The sequence below is a fragment of the Pseudomonas sp. DVZ6 genome, assembly GCF_024259445.1.
GTDB lineage: Bacteria > Pseudomonadota > Gammaproteobacteria > Pseudomonadales > Pseudomonadaceae > Aquipseudomonas > Aquipseudomonas peradeniyensis.
Window position 1 is genome coordinate 17,123 of record NZ_JANCLM010000042.1, and the last position, 20,794, is coordinate 37,916.

The following is a 20,794-nucleotide window of genomic DNA, read 5'->3' on the forward strand; positions in this document are numbered from 1 at the left end:
TCTTCAGTTCACCTTGACGACCACTGCGGTGATGTTGTCCGGCGCGCCACGGGTCAGCCCCAGGTGCACCAGGCTGCGGACCACCTCGTAAGGGTCGGCGTGGCCGAGCACTTCGGCGATCTCGTGGTCCTCGGCGGTCTTGTTCAGGCCATCGCTGCACAGCAGGTAGGTGTCGCCGGGCCGCACCTGCAGGGCCACGGCCTGCAGGTCGAGGTCGTCCTCGACGCCGATGGCGCGGGTGACGATGTTGCCGCGCGGATGCACCCGCGCCTCGGCCTCGTTGAGCAAGCCGCTGTCCTGCAGCTCCTGGACGTAGCTGTGGTCGTGGCTGAGGCGCTCGATACGGCCGTCGCGCAGGCGGTACAGGCGACTGTCGCCGGCCCACAGGCCAATGGCCTGGTCGCCACGCGCCGCCAGCACCACCACCGTGCTGCCCATCATTGCCACGCCGCGGCGCACGGTTTCCTCGCGCACGATGCCGTTGACCCAGGCCAGACCGTCGCGCACCTCGCCGCTGAAGTCGTCGAGCGAGTCGAGCATCGGCAGGCTGCGCAGGCTGTCCATGGCCAGGCTGCTGACATAGTCGCCCGCCGCATGACCGCCCATGCCGTCGGCCACCGCCCACAGGCCTGCCCAGGTCAACTCCAGGCAGGCGTCCTCGTTGATCTTGCGCACCATGCCGACATGGCTGTAGCTGGCCGCTGTGTACTGCATGTCGGTCATTCGGTCCGCGCCTCGCTACCCAGTAGAAACCCGGCGAAATCCTCGCTGCGGGGCAGACCCGCGCAGCGCATCAACCCCGGGGCGATACGTTCGGAACCCCTGCCCCACCAAAGGCTCATGCCCTCACAGGCGCATTCGGCCAACGCCAGCGCACGCCCCTGCGGCGTGGTCGCATCCAACCGCTGCACCCCACCGACAGTCACACGCGGTCCCTGTAGGAGCGGCCTCGCGCCGCGAAAAGGCTGCAAAGCAGCCTCAAAACCCTCAAAGGCCGCCCCAGGCTCAAGCGTCGCCAGCAATGCCACCTCGACCGCCTCGAACCACTCCTCGGCCCCGGCCACCACAGGCGCCAACGGCTGCTCCGGCTCCAGCACCTGGGCCACGGTCAGCGGAAAATACCGCCCGACCCGGTCGATGCTCGGCATCAGCACACCAATGACCGCCTCGGGTCCGCACAGCCCCGGCGCCAGGGCGAATCGCCACAAGGGGCTGACCAGGTAGGCCTCGAGCCATCGCTCGCCCAGCGCCTGCTGGCTCGCCTGCATCCCCGCCGCCAGCCACTGGTCCCAGGGCTGGATGAAGCTGTTTGGAAGGCCGCGGCTGACGAAGTCGCCGCGGCTGGCCAGTTTTCCGTAGAAACCCACGTCGTTCACAGGTGCTCCGGCAGGCTGAAACCGCTGAGCACTCGGCTGCGGAACGGGTTGAAGGCGCTGCTGGCGCGCAGCTCGTAGGACACGCTGGCGCCATCGACGCGCAGGCGCAGGTTGAAGCGTTCCGGCGAGCTGCCGGCCACCAGGTCGGACTGGTCGAGCAGGCGGAACCAGGCCCAGGGGCCTTCCACGGTCAGGCCGGAACGGCCGGTGGCCGAGGGCGGCGAGATCGACAGGCGCACCACGCCGATGCTGTTGGGGTTCGGCCACTGCAACGCCACCGGCCGGCTCGGTCCGTGGTCGTAGCTGACCTGCTGGCCATCGAGGTCAAGCAGGAACTGGGTGATGGTCGCATCCATCGCCACCGGCTTGAGCTCGAAACGCACGCCCGGCTGCACACCGTTGCTGTTGCGGAAGAACGCATCGCGGATGCTCGCCGCGCGCTGGAAGGTGTACAGCACGTTGCTGTTGATCCCCAGTTTCTGCGCCGCGCCCGGTTGCCAGCTCCACGGCGTGCTCGAGGTGTTGACGTAGGGTTGCAGGTACTTGCGGAAGTAGTTGTCCATCACCCCGCCGACGCCGAAGAACAGGCCGAAGTCCTCCAGGGTGGCGTCCCGCGCGCTGCCAGCCACCAGCGGATAACGGCCGCTGAGGGACTGGCGGTAGACGTTCACCACTTCGCTGGTCCAGGCGGCGTTGAGCTGGTTGCGCACGCCGCCCATGACGATGTTGTGGGTCGAGCCGAGCACCGAGCCCACCAGGTTCTGCACCACCTTGGGCTGGCGCGCGGCGCCCAGGGCGACACGCTGCGCGGCGGCCTGGGCCTGGTTCTTGGCCTCGCCCAGCAGCGCGTCGCCGCTGGCGCCGACCATGGCACTGACCTGCACGTACAGGGCGTTGAGGTCGGTGAGCAGGCCGTCGATGGCCGCAGGCTGCCCTTCGCCGGTTTCCACCAGCGCAGCCAGTTCGGCGAAGTGCGCGGTCACCGGGTCGACCTCACGGGCAGCCGGGTTGTCGCTGGGCAGCGGCGCATCGCCGAGCAGGCCGCCGAGGCGCTGGCGCAGCTGGTCGACACCGGCCTGCTCGGCCTTGGCCTGGACCTTGTCGAGGGTGGTCGGCTGCGCCAGGTTGGTCTCCTTGGCGACCGCCTGCAGCAGTTTCTTCATCGGCGAGGTCGGCCCGGACAGCACCCGCAGCACATCGGCGGCCTGGCCGACGCTGGTGATCGGCACGAAGTCCAGGTCCGCCAACAGCGCATCCCAATGACGGATATAGTCCTGGTAGTACAGCTGCAGCACATCGTCGGCCAGGCGCTTGGCATCGCCCGATTCGCTGGCCTCACGGCCCAGCACCCAGCGCTCCTCGGCCAGGGTCTCACTGTGGGCCAGGCTGGCGGCGAGGAACGCCTTGCGGTAGCCCTCGACGGTGAAGATACCCGGCAGCGGCTCGCTCAGCGGCTTGCCGTTCTTGAAGCGGAACACCAGCGCGGCGTCGCGACCGGCGGCGTCGCTGACCCGGAAGTCGCCGACCCCGGCCGGCAGCTTCTGGCGCTTGACCCGATCGTAGACGCGCTGGGCAACCGGCAGCTGCTGCAACTGGCGACGGGTGTCGTCGATCAGGCGCTGGTCAAGACGGGCATTGGGCGGGCGCTTGTCGAACAGCGCCGCCAGGTGCTGCTCCAGGGCCTGGCGCAGGTCCGGAGCGAGGTCGCGGGGCAGGCTGCGCTCCCAGTCGAGGGTGACCCAGGCCTTGATGAACTCGGCGTCGTAGTGTTCGCCGTCGGCCAGCATCAGGTAGGCCTTGAGCCCCTCGTAGAGATAGTCGGACGGGCCGCCGGCGTACAGCTGCTCCTCGATGCGGGTAACCAGGCGCGGGGCGAAGATGGCGATCAGCAGCTTGCGGTAGACGCTGTCCGACTCGCCTTCAAGCATGTCGCCCTGGTACAACCCCAGGCCCTCGGCCCAGCCGGGCGGATCCTCGGCCAGGCGGCGCACGCCGTTGAGCAGCGGCAGCACGTCGACCACGTTGCGCTGGGCCGGGCTCAGCTCCTGGACACTCTTGCCCAGTGGTTTGAGACGGCCATCGACTTCAGCGATGTACTGCTGGTTGGCGCGATAGCTCAGGGTCCACAAGGTGCCGACCACCAGCACCAGGGCCACGCTCAGGGCCAGGGCGCCGCGAGCGATCCACTTGCGCCGCTGCTCGACCTTGGGGTTGCTGCCGACCAGCCCACGCTCGGCGAAGGCCACGGCGCTGAACAGTTTCTCGATGAAATAGCTGCGCCCGGTGCCGTTCTGCCGCGCCAGGTGGGCACGGTCCAGGCCCATGCTCTGGGCCATGCTGCCGATCAGGCGATCGATGGGGCTGCCTTCCTGGGTGCCACTGGTGAAGTACACACCGCGCAACAGGGCGCGCGCTTCGAAGGCGTTGGGCTTGAAGATGCCGTCGAGGAAAGTCTTGAGGTTGCCGCGCAAGGCGGCGAACTGCTGGACGAAGCCGTAGACCAGGTCGCGCCGCGCCGGGTCGCGTTCCTGTTGCAGGCGTTCGACCAGACGCTGGTTGAGGCGCTGCTCGAGCAGGGCAAACTCGCTGCCGAACTGGGCCAGCGGGCCATCGCCGTGCTGGCCGTCATCCAGGGGGAAGGTCATGCCCCACACCTGGGCGCGCTCTTCCTTGCTCAGGCTGTCGAAGAACTCCATGAAGCCCGGCACCAGGTCGAGCTTGGTCAGCATCAGGTAGATCGGGAAGCGCACGCCCAGCTGGCTGTACAGCTCCTGGATGCGGGTGCGGATCGCCGCCGCGTGGGCGGCGCGCTCGGCGTCGCTGCCCAGCAGCAGGTCGGACAGGCTGATGGCGATGAAGGCACCGTCAATGGGCCGGCGTGAACGCTGGGTCTTGAGCAGGTCGAGAAAGCCCAGCCAGGCCGCCTTGTCCACCTGGGCATGGCTGTCCTGGGTGGTGTAGCGGCCGGCGGTGTCCAGCAGCACGGCCTGGTCGGTGAACCACCAGTCGCAGTTGCGCGTACCGCCCACGCCACGGATGGCGCCCTCGCCCAGCTGCGCCGCCAGCGGGAAATGCAGGCCGGAGTTGACCAGCGCGGTGGTCTTGCCCGAGCCGGGCGGACCGATGATCACGTACCACGGCAGCTCGTACAGGTTGCGCCGCTCATCACCGCCCAGGCGCGCCTTCTTCAGCAGCGTCAGGGCCTCATCCATGCGCTGGCGCAGGGTCGCCAGCTCTTCGGCGGTGGCAACGCCGGCAGGGTCAGGCGCGGTCTCGGCAGCCAGGCTCTGCATCACCTTGGCCGCCTGGCGCCGGGCCTGGACGATGCGCCACACGCGGTAGGCAATCCACACCGCGAACAGCAGGACGATCAGCACCAGGCGCGGCGCGACCGGCACCAGCGCATCGAGCAGCGGACCAAGGAACCAGATGATCAGGCTGAGGGCGAGCAGGCCCAGCACCGGGACCACCCAGCGAATGACAAAACTGAAAAACGCCTTCACTCGACGCCCTCCGCCAGAACGGTGATTTCAACCCGGCGATTCTTCGCCCGGCCCTGCGCGCTGTCGTTCGACGCCAGCGGCTCGGTGTCGCTCAGGCCCTGGGCGCTGAAACGCCCGGGCTGGCCGGTGCGGGCGGCAAGCAGGTTCTTCACCTCCTCGGCACGGGCCTGGGACAACGCCCAGTTGGACGGGAAGCGCAGCGTGGCGATGCGCTGGTTGTCGCTGTGGCCGGTGACTTTCACGTTGCCCTTGACCTTGGCGACGGCTTCGGCGATGCGCAGCATGAGCGGTTCGAAGTCACCCTTGATGCTGGCGCTGGCCGAGGCGAACAGCTCGTCGCCGCGGATGGTCACCACCGAGCGGTCCACCGCATCCTCCACGGCGACCCGGCCGGCCTTGATGTCCTCGGCCAGGAAACCGGCCAGACGCGGGCGCTCGACAGGCTTTGGCTGCACCACCGGGCGGTCCATGGCCTGCACCGGGATCTCGCCCAGGGCATGGATGCCACGGAACACCGGTTCGGCGTCAGCGGCCAGCTTCAGGCGCAGACCGAACAGCACCAGCAACAGCAGCGCGAGGGCCAGGGCCAGGCCGACCCAGGGCGGCACGAACTGCGCCAGGCGGTCACGGGTCACGGTGACGCCACGCCAGTGCGGCGAAAGCTCGCGCTCGATGTCGCCACGGGCGCTGCGGATGGTCGCGGCGGTGCGCTCGCGCAGGGCCTCGAGCTGGGCTCGGCCACCGTTCATCACCCGGTAGCGGCCTTCGAAACCGAGGCTGGTGCACAGGTACAACAGCTCCAGCAGGTGCAGGCGCTCACGCGGACTCTGCAGGCAGTGCTCCATCAGCTGGAACACCTTCTCGCCGCCCCAGGCCTCGTTGTGCACGGTGATCAGCAGGCTCTGCTTACCCCAGTCGCTGGCGCTACCCCATGGCGTGCTGAGCACTGCTTCATCGAGCGCGGTGCACAGCGCGTAGCGCGCCAGCAGCACCTCGTTGCGCGCGACCCCGGCGGCCTCGGCGCGCTCCTCGAACTGGCGCAGGTAGGCCAGCAGCTGCGCTCGCAGGCTGGCCGGCGCCGGGTGGGCGATGGTGTTGCGCAGGCGGGTGAGCAGCGCCAGCAGCGGGCCGGCAGCCTGCTCCAGCGGGTTCAGGCCCGCCGCCTGGCCCGGCGCCAGTGGTTCGGCCGGCACATTCAGTGGCGGCGGTGGCGCCTGCGCAGGTCCGGGCGCGGCCGGTTGCGGGCCTCGGCCACCGGGGCGCGGCATGAACTGGGTGCGGTCATTGGCGAGCGGATCGTCCGATTGCATCGCGGCTTAGTCTCCGGTCCTTGGATAGCGGGTAGGTTCAGCGTGGGAGCGAGCTTGCCTCGCGATCACCGGCGCAGCCGGTGCCAGGCAATGCGTCGCTTGCATCGCGGGGCAAGCCCGCTCCCACGAGGTTGCGACATGATCGAACGCCATCGCGTTATCCCCGAATCGCCCAGAAGGCCAGGTTCAGGCCGGGGAACTCGCCGGCGACGTAAAAGGCGAAACCACCGGAATGCTGCAGCTGCTTCCAGTGTTCGCTCCCCCGGTCGAGTTCGAAGTAGGTGGAGCCGGCATGGAACGGAATCTGCCGTGGCGCCACCGGCAACGGCAGCAGGCTGATGCCCGGAAGCTGCAGGTTGACCAGGTCGCGGATGTGCTCCACCGCGCCGATCTTGCTCTGCTGGCCGAAGCGGCTGCGCAGGGTCTCGCTGGGCACGTCGGCGCGCACCACCAGGACGAAGCTGGCGCTGTCGAGCAGGCTGCGGTCGGCCAGCATGCCGACATGGATGCCGTAGGCCTTCTCGACCAGTGGGATGGCCACGGCCTTGCTGTCGATCAGCATCGACAGGGCCTCGCGCAGGGCGGCCAGCACCGGGGCGAAGGTGGCCGCCAGGTCGTCGTGCTGGTACACAGGATATGCCTCGGGGCGGCGACCTTCGCGGGTGAAGGTGGCGAACTCGCCGGCCAGGGCCACCAGCTCGCTGTACAGCCGCTCGGGGTGCAGCGGCGTCAACTGGTTGAGGTGCTCGACCAGCGGCTGGGCGCGGTTGACCAGTTGCAGCAGCATGAAGTCGGCGATCTCCGAGGCACCGCCGTTGGCCGATGCCACCACGCGCCCGGCCAGGGCCTCGCCGCGCTGGTGCAGCAGGCCGAGCAGCTCGCCACGGAAACCTGACAGCAGGTTGCTGGCGGTCACATCGAGCAGCGGCGGGATGTAACCGTCATCCAGCACCAGGGCGCGGTCGGCGCGCTTCTCCCGGATGCGCACCACGCCCAGCGCGGCATAGTCGCTCAGGCCGTCCTCGGCGCGCAGCAGGCGCAGGGCGCGGCTGCCCAGGGCCAACGGCGCGCGGTTCTCGAACGGGGCGTTGTCGTCGCGGACTTCGCTGATACGGCTGACATAGCGCGCACCATCAGGTATTTCACCGTCGTCGACGGTATCGCGGGCACCGGCGCGCTTGAGCGGCAGGCCCAGGTAGATCACGCCGTTGCGCAGGTCGTCGGGAATCTCCAGCGGCGCAGGCGGCAGGTCGTCACGCGGGATATCGAACGGCGTGCCGTCCGGCAACAGGCCACGGGCGCTGAGGATCGCCAGCTTGCCCTGGGCCAGCAGGCCCTGGTCGACCAACAGCTCGGAAAAACCCCAGGCGGCGGCGCTGAGCGGCCGGTTGCGGGCGTCGACGAAATTTTCCAGGTAGCGGTCGTGCTGCTGGAAGTGCTGGGTGGTGATGAACATCCCTTCCGACCAGACCACGCGATTGTTCCAGGACATGGGTTCTCCGACTGCCTAGCGGGCAGGCTCAGGTTGTGGGGTGGCCACGGCGCTGCGCACGGCGCGCGCATCGAGGCTGATCTGATAGTCACGAGGCGGCACCGGCAGCACGCTGCGCCACTGGGCCTGGTCGACCTCGCGGTAGCCGACCACCAGGCCGACCTGGCGCGTGGCCGGGTCGAGCGGACGCTCAAGGCGCAGTTGCTCGCCGGGCTGGAGCAGGACCTCGTCCTGGTCGATCAGGTCGGCGGCCAGGGTGGCCTGGGCACGCTCGGCCAGGGCGAAATAGTCGGCGCGGGCGAAGGCGGCGCTGTTCTTCAACTCGTAGATGCGTACCCGCACCGGCGCGGGCGTGCCACCAGCGCCCGGGTTGAGCCCGGCCGCGGCACTGAAGTACAGGGTAATGCCCGTGGCCGCCGGCGCCGCGTCGGTAACGGCGGGCTCGACCGGGCTGTCCTTGCTGCAGGCACTGAGCAGCACCATGGCCAGGGCTGCGATCAGTCTCGTTGCACTCATCCTCGTCCTCATGACGTCCTGTGTTCTTCCTGTGCTCCAGGCGTTAGCCTCAGGAGCGTTGAATGCGTTGGCTATGGGCCTCGTAGGCGCGACTGAACTCGCGACCGAACAGGTCCTGGAAGTCGTCTTCGGCTTCCCGGGAAATCTGGCTGTAGAGCTCGGTGAACTGCTGCCAGCAGTGGGCCTGGCGCGAACCGCCGAACAGCTTGGCCAGCCCGGCGGCGGGCGCCAGGCGCTGCTCCAGGCGGGCCGGCTCGAAGCGCTCGAGCAGGTGCTTGATGGCCGCCTCGACACCCGCCATCACCGCCAGCTGGTGGGCGCGCAGGTCGTCGAAACTGTCGCGCACCGCCTGGTCCGGGGCCATGAACGCCTGGTTGCCCTCGCGCAGCAGCAACAGCAGCGCTTCGTCGGCGTTGGGGGCGAACTTCAGCGGGTTATTGCGCACCGGGGCGATGGTGGTCTGCTGCATGCGGAACTCGCCCTTCAGGCTGCTGCGCGCGCGCAGCACGTCGATCAGACCCTCGACCATCAGGCGGTAGCTGCGCCCGACCGCCTCCATCTGCGCGGCGGCATCGGCCGCGTCGATGCGCAGGTGCTCGATGCCCGCGCCACGCAGGAAGGCCTGCAGCAAGGCATCGCCGGCGCCAACCGGGTCGGGCGCAGGTGCCGACACGGCGGTGGGCGCCGGCATAGGCGTGACGACCGGTGCCACCGGCGCTTCCGGCTCTGGCAGGGGCGGCGCGATGACAGGCGCAGGCTGGGGAGCAACGACCGGCGTTTCGTCGAGCAGGTTCCAGTCATCGGGGATCATGCCCGGCGCGGCGGGCATGGCGGCCGGCACTGGCGCAGGCGGCGGCGCCACTGGCGTGGGCGGACGGAAGTCATGCTGCTGGGCGGGGACATGATCCGGCTGGCTGACCGGAGGCACAGTGGATGGGCCAAGAAAGTCGAACAGGTCCGGCAGGGTATCGTGGCTCGACGCCCCCTGCAGGAATGCGGCCGGCGCGCCGACGATGGGCGCGCTCGGGGCGGCCACCTGGTTGGCCATCAGGGCTTCGAAACTGTGGGCTTGCGGCTGCCCGGCGAGCGGAATCGACAGGCCTGCGTCGATGCGCGCCTGGATTTCGTAATCGCCAATTCGAATAACTTCGCCATCCATCAGCGGCTCGCTGTTACCGCGACGCAGGCGAATACCGGCATGCACCAGTTCCACGCCGTTGGTGCTGTTATCGGTCAAGTAATAGCGGCCATCCTTGAACTGGATCACACAATGTTTCGAAGAAACAAGGCGTTCCGGATCGGGAAGTACCCAGTCATTATCCGCCGCACGACCTACGCTGATGGCACCGTTTTCCAGCAACTTCTCCGGGCATTGCCCAGGGGTGATCTTGTGATAACTGGTAATGGTCAGGCAAAGTGCCATCACGCCTCCTTGCATATATATGAAACACTCACACATCCATTTGAGTGGATTCGCGAGCCCGACCCCGCTTTCCGGCTAAACCCTTGTAAATACTGGGCCTCACACCGAAATTCGCTTCCCGGAAAGGTCGTATTAAACCCTATCGGCAAGGCACTTTGATGGCACCTGACCAATGGACACGAATACCTGCCAACTGGTTCACAGTCGCCCTTCGCGGCGCGTAGCTTACCTTGACAGCAATTTGGAAATAAACCATAAATGCGCAACTTAAGAGTGCCAAAGTGATATCACGGTGATATCAACTTCGCATTCTTTGACAAGTTTGTGCGCCATTTCACATTTGCAACTTGGCGCAAACGACGCCCTCACCAAGGGCCGATATGGAGATCGATTTCTGGTGAACTCACCGCAGCTGCTCGCCGCTGTTTCCGCAGACTTTCCGTGCGGCGACGACCTCGAATACGATGCCGATTTCCTGCAACTGGAACGTGATGCCCAGGGCCGCCCCGAGCGTGTGATGGGCGACGCCGTTCAGCCGGCCGAACCGCCGCAGTGGCGCGCCATCGAACAGTCCTGCACAGGCCTGCTGCAACGCAGCAAGGACCTGCGCATCACCCACTTTCTGGTCCAGGCCAACCTGGCCCTGCACGGCCTGCCGGGCCTGGCCGCGAGCCTCGAACTGATCCGCGACCTGCTGGGCGAATACTGGCTGCACCTGCACCCGCAGCTGGACGCCGCCGACGACAACGACCCTACCGTGCGCGTCAACGCCCTGGCCGGACTCACCTGCGACACCAACATCGCCCTGCTGCGCGACGCCGTGCTGGTGCGTTCGCGCACCTTCGGCCCGGTCACCCTGCGTGCCGCCCTGCATGCGGCGGGCGTGCAGCACTTCGCCAGCGAGCAGTTGAGCGCCGAGGAACTGGCCGCCGCCCTGCGCGACGCCGACCCCGAGCAGCTCGCGCAATGTCGCCAGGCCCTGCAGCTGGCCCGCGAAGCCCTGGACACCATCGAGGGCCGGGTCAACGACCAGGTCGGTTCGGCCAGCGGCGTTGACCTGTCCGCCCTGCGCCAGCCGCTGCGCCAGGTCCAGCAGGTGCTGACCGACTACAGCCCGGAAGGCTCGGCGCCGGTCAGCGCGAGCATGGACGAAGTGACGGCGCCCGGCGCCAATGACGACCCGCAGCCCGTCGCCGCGCCACGTGCCGCGGCTGTCGCGGCGCGCCCCGGCGAGGTGAACAGCCGCGATGACGTGCTGCAGAGCCTCGAGCGTGTGCTCCAGTACTACGCCCGCCACGAGCCCTCCAGCCCGCTGCCGGTGCTGCTGCGCCGGGCGAAGAAGCTGGTCGACGCCGACTTCGCGACCATTGTCCGCGACCTGATCCCCGATGGCATGTCGCAATTCGAGAACCTGCGTGGCCCGGAACACGACTGACGTCGTTCCGGCCGCCTAAACACCGACGCCCGCAACAAACAGAGCCGCCGTACCGGCGACCAGGAGGAACAACGTGGCGAAAGACAGCTCCCAGAAATTCATCGCGCGCAACCGTGCGCCGCGAGTGCAGATCGAATACGACGTCGAGCTGTACGGCGCCGAGAAGAAGGTCCAGCTGCCCTTCGTCATGGGCGTGCTCTCGGACCTCGCCGGCAAGCCCGCCGAGCCACTGCCGGCCGTGGCCGACCGCAAGTTCCTGGAGATCGACGTCGACAACTTCGACTCGCGCCTGAAGGCCATGAAGCCCCGCGTGGCGTTCAACGTGCCCAACGAGCTGACCGGTGAAGGCAACCTGAGCCTGGACATCACCTTCGAGAGCATGGACGACTTCAGCCCCGCCGCCGTGGCGCGCAAGGTCGATGCCCTGAACCAGCTGCTCGAGGCCCGCACCCAGCTGGCCAACCTGCTGACCTACATGGACGGCAAGACCGGCGCCGAGGACATCATCCTCAAGGCCATCAAGGACCCGGCCCTGCTCCAGGCCCTGGCCAGCGCGCCGAAACCTGCCGACACCGAGCCGAAGGCCTGAGGAGACCGACCATGAACGATCCGTTGCGCGACAGCCAGGCCCCGCAGGCGGCCACCCAGGACCCGAGCGAGTTCGCCAGTCTCCTGCTGCAGGAATTCAAGCCCAAGACCGAGCGGGCCAAGGAAGCCGTCGAGAGCGCCGTGCGCACCCTCGCGGAGCAGGCCCTGGCGCAGACCAGCCTGGTCTCCAACGATGCCATCGGCTCGATCGAGCAGATCATTGCCGCCATCGACGCCAAGCTCACCGCCCAGGTCAACCAGATCATCCACCACGATGACTTCCAGAAACTGGAAAGCGCCTGGCGCGGCCTGCACTACCTGGTCAACAACACCGAGAGCGACGAGCAGCTGAAGATCCGCGTGCTCAACATCTCGAAGAACGACCTGCACAAGACCCTGAAGAAGTTCAAGGGTACCGCCTGGGACCAGAGCCCGGTGTTCAAGAAGCTCTACGAAGAGGAATACGGCCAGTTCGGTGGCGAGCCCTACGGCTGCCTGGTGGGCGACTACTACTTCGACCAGTCGCCACCCGACGTCGAGCTGCTGGGCGAAGTGTCCAAGGTCTGCGCCTCGATGCACGCGCCGTTCATCTCCGCCGCCTCGCCGACGGTGATGGGCATGGGCTCGTGGCAGGAGCTGTCCAACCCGCGCGACCTGACCAAGATCTTCACCACCCCGGAATACGCCGGCTGGCGCTCGCTGCGTGAATCGGAAGACTCGCGCTACATCGGCCTGACCATGCCGCGCTTCCTGGCGCGCCTGCCCTACGGCGCCAAGACCGACCCGGTGGAGGCCTTCGCCTTCGAGGAAGACACCGACGGCGCCGACAGCAGCAAGTACACCTGGGCCAACGCCGCCTACGCCATGGCGGTGAACATCAACCGTTCGTTCAAGCACTACGGCTGGTGCTCGCGTATCCGCGGCGTGGAATCCGGCGGCGAAGTCGAAGGCTTGCCGGCGCACACCTTCCCCACCGACGACGGTGGCGTGGACATGAAGTGCCCGACCGAGATCGCCATCTCCGACCGCCGCGAGGCGGAGCTGGCGAAGAACGGCTTCATGCCGCTGCTGCACAAGAAAAACACCGACTTCGCCGCCTTCATCGGCGCCCAGTCGCTGCAGAAGCCGGCCGAATACGACGACCCGGACGCCACCGCCAACGCCAACCTGGCCGCGCGCCTGCCGTACCTGTTCGCCACCTGCCGCTTCGCCCATTACCTGAAGTGCATCGTTCGCGACAAGATCGGCTCGTTCAAGGAAAAGGACGAGATGCAGCGCTGGCTGCAGGACTGGATCCTCAACTACGTCGACGGCGACCCGGCGCACTCCACCGAGACCACCAAGGCCCAGCACCCGCTGGCGGCCGCCGAAGTGGTGGTCGAGGAAGTCGAAGGCAACCCGGGTTACTACAACTCGCGCTTCTACCTGCGCCCGCACTACCAGCTCGAAGGGCTGACCGTGTCGCTGCGCCTGGTGTCGAAGCTGCCTTCGGCCAAAGGGGCCTAAGCCTGAACGGGGCCGCTGCGCGCCCCATCGCGGGACAAGCCCGCTCCTACAAAGGCTGCACAAATCCTGTAGGAGCGGGCTTGTCCCGCGATGGGCTGCACAGCAGCCCCAATAGCACCGCCAACCGACTGGAAATTCCGAGGACATCATGGCTGTAGATATTTTCATCAAGATCGGCGACATCAAGGGCGAGTCCCACGACAAGGCCCACAAGGACGAAATCGACGTGCTCAACTGGAGCTGGGGCATGTCCCAGTCCGGCAACATGCACCTGGGCAGCGGTGGCGGCTCGGGCAAGGTCAACATCCAGGACCTGTCGATCACCAAGTACATCGATAAATCCAGCCCCAACCTGATGGCCCACTGCTCCAGCGGCAAGCACATCGACAAGGTCAAGCTGACCGTGCGCAAGGCCGGTGGTGAAAGCCAGGTCGAGTACCTGATCATCAACCTCGAAGAGGTGATCATCAGCTCGCTGAGCACCGGCGGCTCGGGCAGCGACGACCGCCTGACCGAGAACGTGACCCTGAACTTCGCCAAGGTCACTGTCGACTACCAGCCGCAGAAGGCCGACGGCACCAAGGAAGGCGGCCCGATCAAGTACGGCTGGAACATCCGCTCCAACGTCAAGATCTGACCGACCGCGCCCGTGCCGCCCCAGGCGGCGCGGGCGCCCTTCCCCACGCCTCACCCGCCCACGGTGAACATCATGGCCAAGCCTTCCTTCATCAATCTGTGGAATGCCTATCCGAGCGAATCCTCGCCTTGCGATGGAGGCTGGGACAACCAGTGCGCCATCCGCATGAGCATCGCCCTCAATGGTGAACACACGATCAAGGTCAATGCCAGAACCTACAGCGAGCCACGCTGTGCCCATGACCACGCCAGGGGCGCGGAGTCACTGGCGAACTGGCTGTGGAAACACCATCTCGGCGCGCCTCTGCAACTGAGTGGCAGTGCGAATGACCGTCTGAAACTCAATGAGAAACGCGGCATCATCTTTTTCAAGGACTGCTTCGCCCGTGCAGGGCAGTCATACGAGAACCGCACCGGCGATCACATCGACCTCTGGGATCGAGGTCGGGTAACCGGCTACTTTGCCGACCAGGCCCATCGCTCCAAGGCTGTATGGTTCTGGGAGCTGAAATGAAAAGACTGCGCAAAGTCGTCCCTGGCCTGTTGATCGCGCTTGCCCTGAATGCATGCGCTCAGCAGAGCTCGACTGGCACCCCCCAAGACCTTCAGGTCAATCTTGCGGCCCAGACGCTGTCGTTGGTGAACCACGAAGGTCGCTGCGCATTGCGCAAGGCCGATCAGTCGTTGCTTGAGCTGGACATGCCTTGGCCCTGCCAGCTCAGTCCGGAGCGGCTGACTGGCAAGCCTCGTGTCGAGCATTTCAATGGTTCGCAGATCATCATCGTCAGCCATGTGGAGGCCGACCCGTCGCAGCCCGGCCGGTGCAATAGCCAGTATCAGGCCGTACGCCTGGTAGGGGCCAGCCTTGAGCCTTCGATTCTCGCGAAGGGTGGCAGTTGCTCGACAGGCCCTGTAGATCAGAAGGACTTCGTGGGGCTGTTCCAGTGGTAGCCGAGATCGCCACCCGCGACCGCCTGCAGCCCTCGCTGCTGGATCGCCTGACCGACGACGACCCGGGCAACCCGCAGGAAGCCCCCGACAAGCGCGTGCTCAGCCTGCAGCAGCTCAAGGCCTCGGTGCTGCGCGACCTGGCCTGGCTGCTCAACACCACCTCGCTGCTCGACACCGGCGCCACGCTGAATTCCCCGGCCGGCGCCTCGGTGATCAACTACGGCCTGCCGGCCCTGGCCGGCAACAGCGCGTCGAACATCGACCTCAACGCGCTCGAACGCATCATCCACCAGGCCATCGCCACCTACGAGCCGCGTATCCTCGCCCATACCCTGAAGGTGCGCGCCCAGGCCGCGCCCGGCGAGATGAACGCCAACGCCCTGAGCTTCGAGATCGAAGGCGACCTGTGGGCCCAGCCGGCGGCCTTGCCGCTGCTGTTACAGACCGACGTGGACCTGGAGTCCGGGCACGTGCGCGTGGCCCCCGCCGACCGCCGGAGACGCGCATGAACCCGCGCCTGCTCGAACTGTACAACCAGGAACTGCAGCACATCCGCGAGGGTGCCGCCGAGTTCGCCAAGGAATACCCGAAGATTGCCGGGCGCCTGACCCTGTCCGGGATCGAATGCGCCGACCCCTATGTCGAGCGCCTGCTGGAAGGCTTCGCCTACCTCACCGCGCGGGTGCAGCTGAAACTCGACGCCGAATACCCGACCTTCACCCACAACCTGCTGGAAATCGCCTACCCGCACTACCTGGCGCCGACCCCGTCGATGACCGTGGTGCAACTGCAGACCGACCCCGACGAGGGCTCGCTGGCCGCCGGTTTCCAGCTGCCCCGTTACAGCGTGCTGCGCGCCAACCTCGGCCGCAACTCGCAGACGCCGTGCGAATTCCGCAGCACCCAGGACGTGACCCTGTGGCCGCTGCAGGTGGCCCGCGCCGAATACTTCGGCAACCCCGGCGCCGTGCTCGGGCGCCTGGCCGCCAGCGAACCGAAGGCCCGCGCCGGGCTGCGCCTGACCTTGCGCAGCGGCGCGGAAATCCCCTTCAACAGCCTGCCGCTGACGCACCTGCCGCTGTATCTCAACGGCGCCGACGAAACGCCCTTCCGCCTGTACGAGCAACTGCTGGGCAGCGCCTGCGCGGTGTTCGTGCGTCAGCCGGGGGCCGACTGGGTCGAGCGCATCCCGGTCGAGCAGGCCTTGCTGCCGTGCGGCTTCGACGACCGCGAAGCGGCGTTGCCGGTGGTCCCCCAGGCGTTCCAGGGCTATCGCCTGTTGCAGGAGTACTTCGCCCTGCCGCAGCGTTTCCTGTTCGTCGATTTCGCCGGGCTGGAGCGCGCGGTCAAACGTTGCGATGGCCAGGAACTGGAGCTGCTGGTGCTGTTCGAGCGCTTCGACGCCGCGCTGGAAAGCAGCGTGGGCAGCGCGCAGTTCGTGCCGTTCTGCACCCCGGCGATCAACCTGTTCCCGCGCCGGGTCGACCGCATCCACCTGACCGACCGGGTCCACGAGCACCATGTGATCGCCGACCGCACCCGGCCCACCGATTTCGAGATCCACTCATTGCAGCAGGTCAGCGGTCACGGCACCGGGCCGGACCAGGCGTTCCTGCCGTTCTACGCCGTGCGCGACCCGTCGCGCTATGGCCGCGACCAGGCCTATTACATCGTCCGCCGCGAGCCACGGGTGCTGTCCAGCGAGCAGCGACGTAACGGCACGCGCTCCAGCTACATGGGCAGCGAGACCTTCATCAGCCTGGTCGACGGCCACCAGGCGCCGTACCGCCACGACCTGCGCCAGCTGGGCATCAGCGCGCTGTGCAGCAACCGCGACCTGCCGCTGTTCATGAACGTCGGTGATGGGCGCAGCGACTTCAGCCTGGCCGACAGCGCGCCGGTGTCCGCGGTGCGCTGCCTGGCCGGCCCCAGCCGACCGAAGGCCAGCCATGCCCACGACAACCGGGCCTGGCGCCTGATCAGCCAACTGTCGCTGAACTACCTGTCCCTGGCCGAACAGGGCCAGGGCGCCGCCGCCCTGCGCGAACTGCTGCGCCTGTACGGCGACCAGCAGGACAGTGCCCTGCAACTGCAGATCGACGGCCTGCGCGAGGTCAGCTGCAAGCCCTGCACCCGGCGCCTGCCGATGCCTGGGCCGATCGTCTTCGGCCGTGGCCTGGAGATCACCCTGACGTTCGACGAAAACGCCTTCCGCGGCACCGGCGTGTTCCTTTTGGGCGCGGTGTTCGAGCGTTTCCTGACCCGCTACGTGTCGATCAACAGCTTCACCGAAACCGTGCTGCGCACCAGCGAACGTGGCGAGATCATGCGCTGGAAAGCCAGGCCCGGGCGCAGGCCGACCCTGTGAACACGCTACAGGCCATGCAGGCAGAGCCCTGGGAGTACGACTTCTTCCAGGCGTTGCGCCGCCTCGAGGCGGAAAACCCCGAGCTGCCGCGCTTCGGCCATTCGCTGCGCCTGGCCGATGAGCCGGTGCGCCTGGGCCAGCGCCTGGATTGCAGCTTCGCCCCGGCAACGCTGGCCTCGGTCACGGCCAACGACGATCAGCCGGCGCGCCTGGAGCAGTTCTTCTTCGGCCTCGGCGGCCCCAACGGCCCACTGCCGCTGCACCTGACCGAGTACATGCGCGAACGCCAGCGCAACCACGCCGACCCGACCAGCAAGCGCTTCCTCGACATCTTCCACCATCGCCTGCTGAGCCTGTTCTACCGTGCCTGGGCCGAGGCCCGGCCGACCGTCAGCCACGACCGCCCCGGCGACGACTACTGGGCCGCGCGCCTGGCCGCCCTCAGTGGCCGCGGCCAGCCGGAACTGCAAGGCCAGGGGCCGCTGGCCGACACCGCCAAGCTGCACTGGTCCGGCCACCTGGCGGCGCAGACCCGCTACCCGGACGGCCTGTGCAGCATCCTGTCGAGCTATTTCGGCGTGCCGGTGCAGCTCGAGGAATACGTCGGCCAGTGGCTGGAGCTGCCCGAGCGCAGCCAGCTGGGCGTGCGCGCCAACCGCCTCGGAGTGGACCTGTGCCTGGGCCGTTACGTCTGGGACCGCCAGCACAAGTTCCGCTTGTGCCTGGGCCCGCTGACCCTCGACCAGTACCACGCCCTGCTCCCCGGCGGGCAGGCGTTTATCGAGTTGGCGGCCTGGGTCGCCGAGTACCTGGGCCAGGAACTGGACTGGGACCTCAACCTCATCCTCGCGCAGGGCCAGGTGCCCGCGCTGCAACTCAATGCCGGTCAGCGCCTGGGGTTCGACACCTGGCTCGGCCGCCCCTCGCACGATGCACGCGACCTGAAGCTGGCCCGGTACTACGCCGACCAGCCGGTCGCAGCACCCCTCACAAGGAGTCAGGACCATGGGTGAAATCAGCCGCGCCGCGCTGTTCGGCAAACTCAACAGCGTCGCCTACAAGGCCATCGAGGCGGCCACGGTGTTCTGCAAGCTGCGGGGCAACCCCTATGTCGAGCTGGCGCACTGGCTGCACCAGCTGTTGCAACTGCAGGACAGCGACCTGCACCGCATCATCCGCCAGTTCAACGTCGAGCCGGCGCGCCTGGCCCGCGACCTGACCGACGCCCTGGACCGCCTGCCACGGGGCTCGACCTCGATCACCGACCTGTCCTCCCAGGTGGAAGAAGCCGTCGAGCGCGGCTGGGTCTACGGCAGCCTGATGTTCGGCGAAAGCCAGGTGCGCACCGGCTACCTGCTGGTCGGCATCCTCAAGACCCCGAGCCTGCGCAATGCGCTGCTGGGGCTGTCCAGCGAGTTCGCCAAGCTTAAGATCGAAGCCCTGAGCGAGCGCTTCGACGAATACGTCGGCGACTCGCCGGAAAACAACCTGGCCGCCAGCGACGGCTTCAGCGCCGCCGCGCCGGGCGAGGCCAGTGGCGCCGTGGCCCCGGCGGCGATGGGCAAGCAGGAAGCGCTCAAGCGCTTCACCGTCGACCTCACCGAGCAGGCCCGCAGCGGCAAGCTCGACCCCATCGTCGGCCGTGACGAGGAGATCCGCCAGCTGGTCGACATCCTCATGCGCCGCCGCCAGAACAACCCGATCCTCACCGGCGAGGCCGGCGTCGGCAAGACCGCCGTGGTCGAAGGCTTCGCCCTGCGCATCGTCGCCGGCGACGTGCCGCCGGCACTGAAGGACGTCGAGCTGCGCAGCCTGGACGTCGGCCTGCTGCAGGCCGGCGCCAGCATGAAGGGCGAGTTCGAGCAGCGCCTGCGCCAGGTGATCGAGGACGTCCAGGCCTCGCCCAAGCCGATCATCCTGTTCATCGACGAAGCCCACACCCTGGTCGGCGCCGGCGGCGCGGCCGGCACCGGTGACGCCGCCAACCTGCTCAAGCCGGCCCTGGCCCGTGGCAGCCTGCGCACCGTGGCCGCGACCACCTGGGCCGAGTACAAGAAGCACATCGAGAAGGACCCGGCCCTGACCCGCCGCTTCCAGGTGGTCCAGGTCGACGAGCCGAGCGAGGCCAAGGCGCTGCTGATGATGCGCGGCGTGGCCTCGACCATGGAGAAGCACCACCAGGTGCAGATCCTCGACGAAGCGCTGGAAGCCGCCGTGAAGCTGTCGCACCGCTATATTCCGGCGCGCCAGCTGCCGGACAAGTCGGTGAGCCTGCTCGACACCGCCTGCGCCCGCGTCGCCATCAGCCTGCACGCGGTGCCGGCCGAGGTGGACGACAGCCGTCGGCGCATCGAGGCGCTGGAGGTGGAACTGCAGATCATTGCCCGCGAAGCCGCCATCGGCGTCAAGACCGAGCAGCGCCAGGCCCAGGCCGACAACCTGCTGACCGAGGAACGCGAGCGCCTGGCCGCCCTCGAGAGCCGCTGGGCCGAAGAGAAAGCCCTGGTCGACGAGCTGCTGGCCACCCGCGCGCAACTACGTGAACAGATCGGCGTGGTCGATCAGGAAGTGGACGTGCAGGGCAGCCATGAACTGCGCGAAAAACTCGTCGACCTGCAGCAGCGTCTGAGCCAGCTGCAAGGCGAAAGCCCGCTGATCCTGCCGACCGTGGACTACCAGGCGGTGGCCTCGGTGGTCGCCGACTGGACCGGCATCCCGGTGGGCCGCATGGCGCGCAACGAGATCGAGACCGTGCTCAACCTCGACAGCCACCTGGCCAAGCGCATCATCGGCCAGGACCACGCGCTGAAGATGATCGCCAAGCGCATCCAGACCTCCCGCGCCGGCCTCGACAACCCGAACAAGCCGATCGGCGTGTTCATGCTCGCCGGCACCTCCGGGGTGGGCAAGACCGAGACCGCGCTGGCCCTGGCCGAAGCGATGTACGGCGGTGAGCAGAACCTGATCACCATCAACATGAGCGAGTTCCAGGAAGCCCACACCGTCTCCACCCTCAAGGGCGCGCCACCCGGCTACGTCGGTTACGGCGAGGGCGGCGTGCTGACCGAAGCGGTGCGCCGCCGCCCGTACAGCGTGGTGCTGCTGGACGAGGTGGAAAAAGCCCACCCCGACGTGCACGAGATCTTCTTCCAGGTGTTCGACAAGGGCGTGATGGAAGACGGCGAAGGCCGCCAGATCGATTTTCGCAACACCCTGATCCTGCTCACCACCAACGCCGGCACCGAGCTGATCGCCAACATCTGCAAGGACCCGCAGGCCCTGCCCGACCCTGAGGCCGTGGCCACCTCGCTGCGCAAACCGCTGCTGGAGATCTTCCCGCCGGCGCTGCTCGGCCGCCTGGTGACCATCCCCTACTACCCGCTCAGCGACGCGATGCTCAAGGCCATCACCCGCCTGCAGCTGGAGCGCATCCGCAAGCGCGTGGAAGGCACCCACAAGGTCGGCTTCGCCTACGACGAAGGCGTCGTCGAGCTGATCGTCTCGCGCTGCACCGAGACCGAAAGCGGGGGCCGCATGATCGACGCCATCCTCACCAACGGCCTGCTGCCGGACATGAGCCGCGAGTTCCTGACCCGCCTGCTCGAGGGCAAGCCGCTGGCCAGCGTCAGCATCAGCCGCCGCGACAACGACCTGCACTATGACTTCGGCGCCGCCGACTGACAGGACCGA

At 67.5% G+C, this 20,794-nt stretch carries 17 protein-coding genes; 10 read left to right on the forward strand and 7 right to left on the reverse strand.

The window, feature by feature from the left end:
- Positions 1–3 precede the first annotated feature (3 nt).
- The 7 genes from NMG10_RS21565 to tagH all read right to left on the reverse strand — a co-directional run bounded on the left by NMG10_RS21565 (position 4) and on the right by tagH (position 9,620).
- Positions 4–723, reverse strand: a complete 720-nt coding sequence (locus NMG10_RS21565) for a PP2C family serine/threonine-protein phosphatase (RefSeq protein ID WP_050703375.1) — start codon at positions 721–723, stop codon at positions 4–6.
- Positions 720–1,376, reverse strand: coding sequence for a type VI secretion system-associated protein TagF (gene tagF / locus NMG10_RS21570; RefSeq protein WP_232854856.1), 657 nt, complete (start codon positions 1,374–1,376; stop codon positions 720–722). The genes NMG10_RS21565 and tagF overlap by 4 nt, the downstream gene beginning before the upstream one ends.
- On the reverse strand, positions 1,373–4,879 hold the full coding sequence (gene tssM / locus NMG10_RS21575; RefSeq protein WP_254465098.1) for a type VI secretion system membrane subunit TssM: 3,507 nt from the start codon (positions 4,877–4,879) through the stop codon (positions 1,373–1,375). The genes tagF and tssM overlap by 4 nt, the downstream gene beginning before the upstream one ends.
- Positions 4,876–6,189 (reverse strand): DotU family type VI secretion system protein, encoded by a 1,314-nt coding sequence (locus NMG10_RS21580; protein ID WP_232854854.1) that lies wholly within the window; start codon positions 6,187–6,189, stop codon positions 4,876–4,878. The genes tssM and NMG10_RS21580 overlap by 4 nt, the downstream gene beginning before the upstream one ends.
- Before the next feature lie 157 nt (positions 6,190–6,346).
- Positions 6,347–7,681, reverse strand: a complete 1,335-nt coding sequence (tssK, locus tag NMG10_RS21585) for a type VI secretion system baseplate subunit TssK (RefSeq protein ID WP_232854853.1) — start codon at positions 7,679–7,681, stop codon at positions 6,347–6,349.
- Positions 7,682–7,696: 15 nt separating this feature from the next.
- Positions 7,697–8,197: a type VI secretion system lipoprotein TssJ gene (tssJ, locus tag NMG10_RS21590; protein WP_232854852.1), complete on the reverse strand. Its 501-nt coding sequence runs from the start codon at positions 8,195–8,197 to the stop codon at positions 7,697–7,699.
- Positions 8,198–8,246: 49 nt separating this feature from the next.
- Positions 8,247–9,620 (reverse strand): type VI secretion system-associated FHA domain protein TagH, encoded by a 1,374-nt coding sequence (gene tagH, locus NMG10_RS21595; protein WP_232854851.1) that lies wholly within the window; start codon positions 9,618–9,620, stop codon positions 8,247–8,249.
- Between the two features lie 397 nt (positions 9,621–10,017).
- On the opposite strand from tagH, the gene tssA reads away from it, so the two are divergent.
- From tssA to tssH, 10 genes are all read left to right on the forward strand, one after another.
- Positions 10,018–11,055: a type VI secretion system protein TssA gene (tssA, locus tag NMG10_RS21600; RefSeq protein ID WP_254465099.1), complete on the forward strand. Its 1,038-nt coding sequence runs from the start codon at positions 10,018–10,020 to the stop codon at positions 11,053–11,055.
- Between the two features lie 73 nt (positions 11,056–11,128).
- Complete coding sequence (gene tssB / locus NMG10_RS21605; RefSeq protein ID WP_023632506.1) at positions 11,129–11,644, forward strand: type VI secretion system contractile sheath small subunit; 516 nt, start codon at positions 11,129–11,131, stop codon at positions 11,642–11,644.
- Positions 11,645–11,655: 11 nt separating this feature from the next.
- The gene (gene tssC, locus NMG10_RS21610; RefSeq protein WP_046857484.1) at positions 11,656–13,149 is read left to right on the forward strand and encodes a type VI secretion system contractile sheath large subunit; all 1,494 of its coding nucleotides are present in this window, start codon (positions 11,656–11,658) and stop codon (positions 13,147–13,149) included.
- 148 nt (positions 13,150–13,297) lie between these two features.
- Positions 13,298–13,786: a type VI secretion system tube protein Hcp gene (locus NMG10_RS21615; RefSeq protein ID WP_023632508.1), complete on the forward strand. Its 489-nt coding sequence runs from the start codon at positions 13,298–13,300 to the stop codon at positions 13,784–13,786.
- Between the two features lie 72 nt (positions 13,787–13,858).
- Complete coding sequence (locus tag NMG10_RS21620) at positions 13,859–14,299, forward strand: type VI secretion system amidase effector protein Tae4 (protein WP_203648716.1); 441 nt, start codon at positions 13,859–13,861, stop codon at positions 14,297–14,299.
- Entirely contained in the window at positions 14,296–14,736 is a 441-nt protein-coding gene (locus NMG10_RS21625; protein ID WP_203648718.1) for a hypothetical protein, read from the forward strand. The genes NMG10_RS21620 and NMG10_RS21625 overlap by 4 nt, the downstream gene beginning before the upstream one ends.
- Complete coding sequence (gene tssE / locus NMG10_RS21630; protein WP_038707176.1) at positions 14,730–15,245, forward strand: type VI secretion system baseplate subunit TssE; 516 nt, start codon at positions 14,730–14,732, stop codon at positions 15,243–15,245. Before NMG10_RS21625 ends, tssE begins: the two co-directional genes overlap by 7 nt.
- Positions 15,242–17,104, forward strand: a complete 1,863-nt coding sequence (tssF, locus tag NMG10_RS21635; protein WP_254465100.1) for a type VI secretion system baseplate subunit TssF — start codon at positions 15,242–15,244, stop codon at positions 17,102–17,104. The genes tssE and tssF overlap by 4 nt, the downstream gene beginning before the upstream one ends.
- On the forward strand, positions 17,068–18,117 hold the full coding sequence (tssG, locus tag NMG10_RS21640) for a type VI secretion system baseplate subunit TssG (RefSeq protein WP_254465105.1): 1,050 nt from the start codon (positions 17,068–17,070) through the stop codon (positions 18,115–18,117). Before tssF ends, tssG begins: the two co-directional genes overlap by 37 nt.
- The gene (tssH, locus tag NMG10_RS21645; RefSeq protein ID WP_254465101.1) at positions 18,110–20,785 is read left to right on the forward strand and encodes a type VI secretion system ATPase TssH; all 2,676 of its coding nucleotides are present in this window, start codon (positions 18,110–18,112) and stop codon (positions 20,783–20,785) included. Before tssG ends, tssH begins: the two co-directional genes overlap by 8 nt.
- Positions 20,786–20,794 lie beyond the last annotated feature (9 nt).